Source organism: uncultured Actinobacillus sp., assembly GCF_945915845.1.
Taxonomy (GTDB): Bacteria; Pseudomonadota; Gammaproteobacteria; order Enterobacterales; family Pasteurellaceae; genus Exercitatus.
Genome location: NZ_CAMEFX010000069.1, coordinates 1 through 6675, shown reverse-complemented (window position 1 = coordinate 6675; position 6675 = coordinate 1). Strand labels below are relative to the sequence as shown.

The window sequence follows — 6675 nt, the reverse complement described above, 5'->3', positions numbered from 1 at the left end:
AATCAGACACACCAAGCGCCGTTTTCCATTTATTGACATTGTCGCCTGTGATATTGGTTGCATCCGCTTTCGCAAAAGTATCGCCCAATTTGTTAACCAAATCATCTTTCGTTACTTCCACTTCGTAAACGTCTTTATTGCCTGTCGTTTGTGCCGCTTTGGTGACTTTGGCTAAATTGTTGTCGCTGGCTTTGGCTTTGACTTCAATTAATCCTTTGATTTTATTTTCGCCGGCCTCGTTGATATTATCCAAGCTGATATAGGCTTTATTGTCTAACCGTGTGGCAAGATCGGTTGTGCCGGCAAGTTCTTTGATCTTGTTTTCATTTAAACTAAGGGTATATTTTTTGCCATTCACGCTATCATCGCGAGCCGCTTCGCTAACAGTAATGCCTGAATTTGTATCGGCGAACACTTTTTCAATGGAAACCGTATCAGTATCAATCGCCGCTTTCCATTTGGCTTTGTCGTCCTCGCTTAAATTCGAGGCGTCTTTATTGAGTTTTTTATTTAACTCAGGTTGAACCGCTTCGACCACTTTTTCCGCCGTTAAGCCCACAGTGTATTTTTTACCTTTTACTGCGCCCTCGGTGTAATCACCGTCTGATGTAACGGTTAAGATAGAATTTGCAGCATTTTCCACTTTATCCACTGATTGAGTGTTGGTGTCGATTTTTTCTTTCCATTTTGTGATGTCGGCTGCCTCTAAATTCGACGCATCTTTTTTCGCAAAGGTGTCTTTAATATTGTCTACAACATCATCTACAACATCACCTTTGCTCACACTGACTTTATAGATCATTTTGTCAGTAGTGCTGTCATCCGGCTCTACTATCGCTAAGTTGTCATCAACATCAGGGTCCGCCTTGACTTCAATCAATTCGTTAATCAAATTTTTAGCGGCTTGCTTATTGATATTGCTCAAATCAGTATTCATTTTTTTATCAAGATTATTGAGCTTATTTTTGATATCCGATGTTAAGCTAATAGTCAATTTATTTTCGCCGCCTTCTAAGTGAATACCGTCACCATTTTGGAATTTCAATTCACCGTTACTATTCAACGTCCAAGAACCAAATTCTCTTAAAGCACCATTGCCGTTATTGTCTGGTGAATAGAATTTAATTTGTCGAGAGTTATTCACTTTTTCCGCATCCAACGCAGTCTGTACTTTTTTCAAGGCTTCTTCTGTTGCGGCATTATTCGCATTATCGCCTTTGCCATAATCGCTCTCTAGCGTTGTGCGAGGTTTTAGATTTTTAACAACTTGACTGCGCATATCAATGCCGTTGTTACTTAATGCCGGCCCTGTAGTTCCTACCGTTAAGGTTGTGTTGACCGTTACATTATCGAATACCGGATCACTTTTCATCCCGAAGTAGAAGGTACCGTTAGAGCTATTACGAAGAATTTCGATATTATTGCCGGAATATTTGACGGTGTTGTTTGTCCAGTTTTTATTGGAAAGGAATTTCACTGCGCCATTTGTTGTACCGCTGGCGACACTATAACCGGTGCTGCTTTGAATAGCCGATCCTCTTATATCTCCGTCAGCGCTGTAAGTGGTATTCACGGCTAAACTATCTTTTACATCTTTCACCGCACTTTCTGTTGCTGCACGCCCTGCGTTAGTGCCTGTGCCGTAATCTGCAGCCGTTGTTGTACGGCTTTCTAAGCCGGTAAGTTGACCGCCGTTTGTGCCGCCAAGCAATTGAACAGGGCTTGATACGCCATTGGTGGTTAAGGTTAAACCTGTGCTGTTGAGTTTAAGATTGTTCGCATTGGCGTCCCCAAAGATTGCATCAGTTAAATCCGTTAAGTTTTTCGCCATTTGGATGCTCAAACCATCGCTTGCCGCGTTTTTGGTGACCTTGATATTTTTATCTGTGAAGTCTGTCGCTGTTGAACCGCCTTTAATGCTTAAAGTGGTGCCTAAGTTACGGCTTACCTCTTGATTATCATCACCACGGAATTTAAGCGGTTGCGACGTTGGGATTTTCGCGATTTCTTTCGCAGCTTCAGCTGCCGCTAAGCGTTTAACGTCCGCAATATTGGCGGCGTTGGTATCCGTTGTACCGCCTGAAACCAAATTCGTAATGGCTTTATTTTTCATATCCAAACCCGTGCCGCTAAGTTTCGGGCCGTTATTGCTAATGGATACGGAATCAAAGGTGGCGTTGGTTTTTAAGCCGATATGGAAATTCGCATTATCCTTGCGTAACACTTCGATATTCTCACCGGAATAACGATTATTATCGCCCCCCCAGTTTTCTGTACTGCCAAGCATAAAGGTTTTTGTTGCATTACTGCGCCAAGTATCACCGCTGGTATCTGCATTTACCCCGGTATCGTATTTCTCGCCTTTAAAGGTAAAGGTGCCTACGCTCGCATCAAGTTGCCCCTTATTAACCGCATCGGTTGCATCCGTACCCGCCAATAAACCGGAGATTTTTTTAGTGCCCATGGCAATGCCTGTGTTGCTAAGCACAGGGCCGTTGGTAATAGTGAGTTTTTCAAATTCCGGTTGTTTTTTAATACCGAATTGGAACTTGCCGTTGGCTTCGTGCAAGATTTCAATATTGGCACCGTCAAATGCAGAATCCCCAGTTCCCCAAGTTAACGTAGAAAGGAATTCAATATTTTTCGTGTCGCCACTTTTGACTTCATAGGATTTTAAATTGTCAGCTGTATTAATTGCACCACGACTCAATCCACCGTCCGCTTTGTAAGTCGTGCTAATTCGCGCTTTTTTCAATTGCGCAACGTTTACCGCATCAGTATCTTCCTTACCGGCGGCTACGTTGATAATTTGACGGGTTGCTGCAGAGTTACCCACAGAAACCGCGCTGTAACTCGGTTTCCAAGCAAGACTTGTTTCTGTAGATTGGCGGTCGGTTGCAATATCATAGCCTTTATAAGTATCGCCACCTTGACGATTTGCTTCAGAATCTGTCCCCAACGCCACGCCGCCCGCTTGTGTTGCACGGGCTTTCGGCCCAATGGCAACGCTTAAATCTGAGCTGGCATTTGCCAACGGCCCAAGAGCCGCCGAAAGAATGCCCGAACTACGCGCCCCCGTGCCTAATGCCGCCCCGGCAACACCGCTCGCTTGCGCGCCCGCACCAAGGGCAACGGCGCCGGCGGCGGTGGATTGGGTTTTCGTGTATGTATTGCCGAATGTAGTGCGTAACCCTGTAATACCTTGAATATTATCGTTAAACGGTAAGGTTCCCCCTATATCATCCGCACCAATGGCAACACTACCGCGCCCTTCTGCGCTGACTTCGTTACCTATTGCAGTCGCTTGTGCAGCGGCTTTTGTAGTGGAACCCACAGCCACGCCTTGACCGCCTGTGGCACTGGCATTTTCACCAATCACCACCGCACGACCTTTGTTGCTCTCTGTAGTGGACGTGGTGATATTGTTACCAATCACAATATCGCCCCCACCGCTTGCTGCGGTGTTGTTACCAATGGCAATACCATTTGCCGCCACAGCGGAAGCTTTCGGCCCAATAGCAATTGAATTGCCCCCTGTCGCGCCGTTATTGCCACGGTTGTCTGCCAAAGAGGAGTTTACGGAGAAATAACGCGCTTGTTTTAAGGCTAACGCATAGAGTTGTGAGCCGTTAATGGCTTCTGTTGACGTGGCGGAAACTTCGCCGGCGGCGAGATTGATGAGTTTGCGTTGACCACCGGCTGTGTTATTACCAATACTGACAAAACGACCTTGGTTGTTGCTTGTACTGATTGTGCCTACAAAGCCGCTGTAGGTAATCGCATCTACTGTCGCACTTGCGGTGGTGGCGAGCGTTGCGGAAGAGCCGGTATCATTAGAATTTGCCCCTAAAACGACCGCACCTTCTTTGTTTTCACCAATATCTGCGTTGTAACCTAAGGAAACGGCGTGTTTAGATTTTACATCCGATTGAGAACCGACAATAACCGAACCTGGTGCGCCGGTAATATTCGAGGTAAAACCGATAGCAATGGCTTGATCGGAGCCTTGGCTCTCTTTATCAAAAATTTTTGTGCCGTTACCAACAGCAATGGCACCTGTTGAGAGTTTTTCAACTTTGCTATCCACCCCCAAAGCCAAAGAGCGGTTAGCGTAGGCTTTGGCAATATCACCAATTGCCATCGAATATTCAACCTCCGGATATGAGGTAGTTCCATCTGCTGGAACGAGTGCAGGATCTGTACCCGCATAAGCAGAAGTACCAAAAGCTAAGTTACCATTTCCAAGAGACTTAGCCGTTTTACCAATGGCTATCCCACCGTTATTTTTTGATCTTGTATCCACTTTGGCATCACGACCAATCGCAATGGTATTTCCGCCTGTTGCATTTGCGCCAACACCAAGGGCGGTTGAGTTTTCTCTATTGGTAACCGCATCCTTACCAATTGCAACAGAATTAGAACCGTTAGCGAATGCATTTCTACCCAAGGCAGTTGCACTTTCCTTTGTAGAGGTGGCATTAGAACCTAATGCGGTTGCATCGCGTGCTGTTGCGTTCGCTTTAAAACCTAAAGCTGTGGTATTAAAATCGGTGGCCTTGCTGTCGTAACCAATTGAGATGGCTTCCCCTTGGGAAGCGGTTGCGTTTGTCCCTAATGCCACAGTAAAACCGGCGCCGGCTGTGGCATTAAAACCACCGGCAAAGGACGCATTGCCCGTTGCTTTCGCCATTGCCCCAATGGCGGTGGCAGCTTCTTTGTTGGCAAAAGCACGCGCACCTAATACTGTTGTCCAGTTATGCAAGGCTTGCGATTGCGAACCTATTGCAATAGAGGCCATATTCGTTGCAACAGTAGAGATGTAAAGTTTGCTATCTGTATCATTTGTTTTCTCACCATAAGGCACATTATTATCAGAAACTGTCCAGTTGCCGGTATATTGTTGTTTGATCCCTGTAATACCTTGAACCGTTTCAGAAATATCATCACGGCTACCAATATCATCGCTACCCAATGCTATTGAACCATGACCTAAAACAAGAACATCGTTACCAATACCGATTGCTTGAGCGGAAGAAACATTCACTCCAGAACCAATCGCAACACTTTGTGTCCCGGTGCTGGCATTGGCACGCTCACCAATAGCGACGGCATGAGTACTGGCTTTTGCATTCACCCCAATAGAAGTCGCATTCATACCATTCGTTGCGGCAGACCCACCAATGGCAACAGCGTTAGTACCACTGGCGTTGGCTTGTGAACCAATCGCAACGGTTGTTTGACTTGCAGCATTTGCCCCTTGACCAATAGCTACGGTAAACTGAGCATTTGTTTTAGCTTTATAAAGATTACCAGCACCAATGACAACTACTGTCGGGTCACTTGAATGAGTGCCTTCAACGTAAACTGTACTACCTGTATTATTATTCCAAGCATAAGCATCAAAAGAGAAAAATACCCCTAAAATCACCGCACTTAAAAGGCTTAATTTGAAAAATGGCGCATTTTCGCCTTGAGAGAATTGACGTTTATCTGTTTGAGAGGAAACCTTTCCGTGGCATTTTGCTAATTCTGATACGGCAGTCCAAGTTTGCGTTGAATGGTTCCAGATTACACGAAAGATTTTGTTCATAATACACCCCGATGTATAGTAAGAAAATCACACCGTAAGTCCCTAGATAAAATAAGGGAATACCACCATTTCTACCACACACATCAGAAATGATAGGCTCATAGGAAGTTACGGAAATTCATTTGCAAATGTTTAGTTTACCCCCCCCCTGAATACTTTTGCAACTAAATATGTACATAAAACAAGCATTTAAACGTGACATGGATCACAATTTCAGAAAAAAGTCAGCGAATCGGCGTTTTTTTTCGTGTCAGAGGCAAATGCCCCCCAAAAAATTAAATGTAGGGGCGAAATATCTTTCGCCCCAAAACATTCGTGATAAATCAGGGCGAAAAATATTTCGCCCCTACAGCCCCAAAACAATCGTGATAAATCAGGGCGAAAAATATTTCGCCCTAAATCATGCCGTAGGGACACACTGCGTGTGTCCGAAAAATATTAAAAAAATCAAAAGGGTGTGAAAATATTGGTAACGGACACACGCAGTGTGTCCCTACAAGAGTGACCAAGATTTTTCCAATGATTTCAATGGATTAACCGTAGGGGCGAAATATCTTTCGCCCCAAAACAATCGTGATAAATCAGGGGCGAAAAATATTTCGCCCCTACAGCCCCAAAATCATCTGTCAGTATTAAAAATCAAGCTGTTCGACGCGAAGCCCTAAGGCATTTGCCATTTTAATGCGTGTACTTTTACGCAAGGTTTGAGAATTTTCATGTTGTGAATAAGCCGCTTGAGAAATACCTAGTCGGCTGGCAACCTCTGCTTGGGTTAAGCCTAAATGTTCGCGCCAAGCTCTTAATGCAGAATAATCATTAAGTAAGGCTAATTTAGCCACCGCTTCCGGTATGCCGGTTTCAAGCGGATCGGCAATGTTGGCTTTTTGTTTTAGCCAATTAAAGGTCGGTAAAGGAATAACCGCAAAGGCAGGCGTGCCTTGTGCGTCATTGATATATTGGATATTAGTAAGTGCGTTCATCTCTTTTTTTAACCTCTTCGATAGACACAATGTTCATTGTATTGCCAACGATATTAGGGTCTGTTTATCTTTCAATAAAAGGCTGCGGCGGAGCTTATTTTTTGC

At 44.6% G+C, this 6675-nt stretch carries 2 protein-coding genes; both read right to left on the bottom strand.

Annotation, left to right across the window (positions count from 1 at the left end; translation table 11 throughout):
* Nucleotides 1–5590, bottom strand: a 5590-nt coding sequence (locus Q0O89_RS10165; RefSeq protein WP_293731582.1) for an ESPR-type extended signal peptide-containing protein, incomplete at its 3' end; no start/stop codon positions are given.
* A 632-nt stretch (nt 5591–6222) separates the two neighbouring features.
* Complete coding sequence (locus Q0O89_RS10160) at nt 6223–6570, bottom strand: helix-turn-helix transcriptional regulator (protein ID WP_293731581.1); 348 nt, start codon at nt 6568–6570, stop codon at nt 6223–6225.
* Nucleotides 6571–6675: the final 105 nt, after the last annotated feature.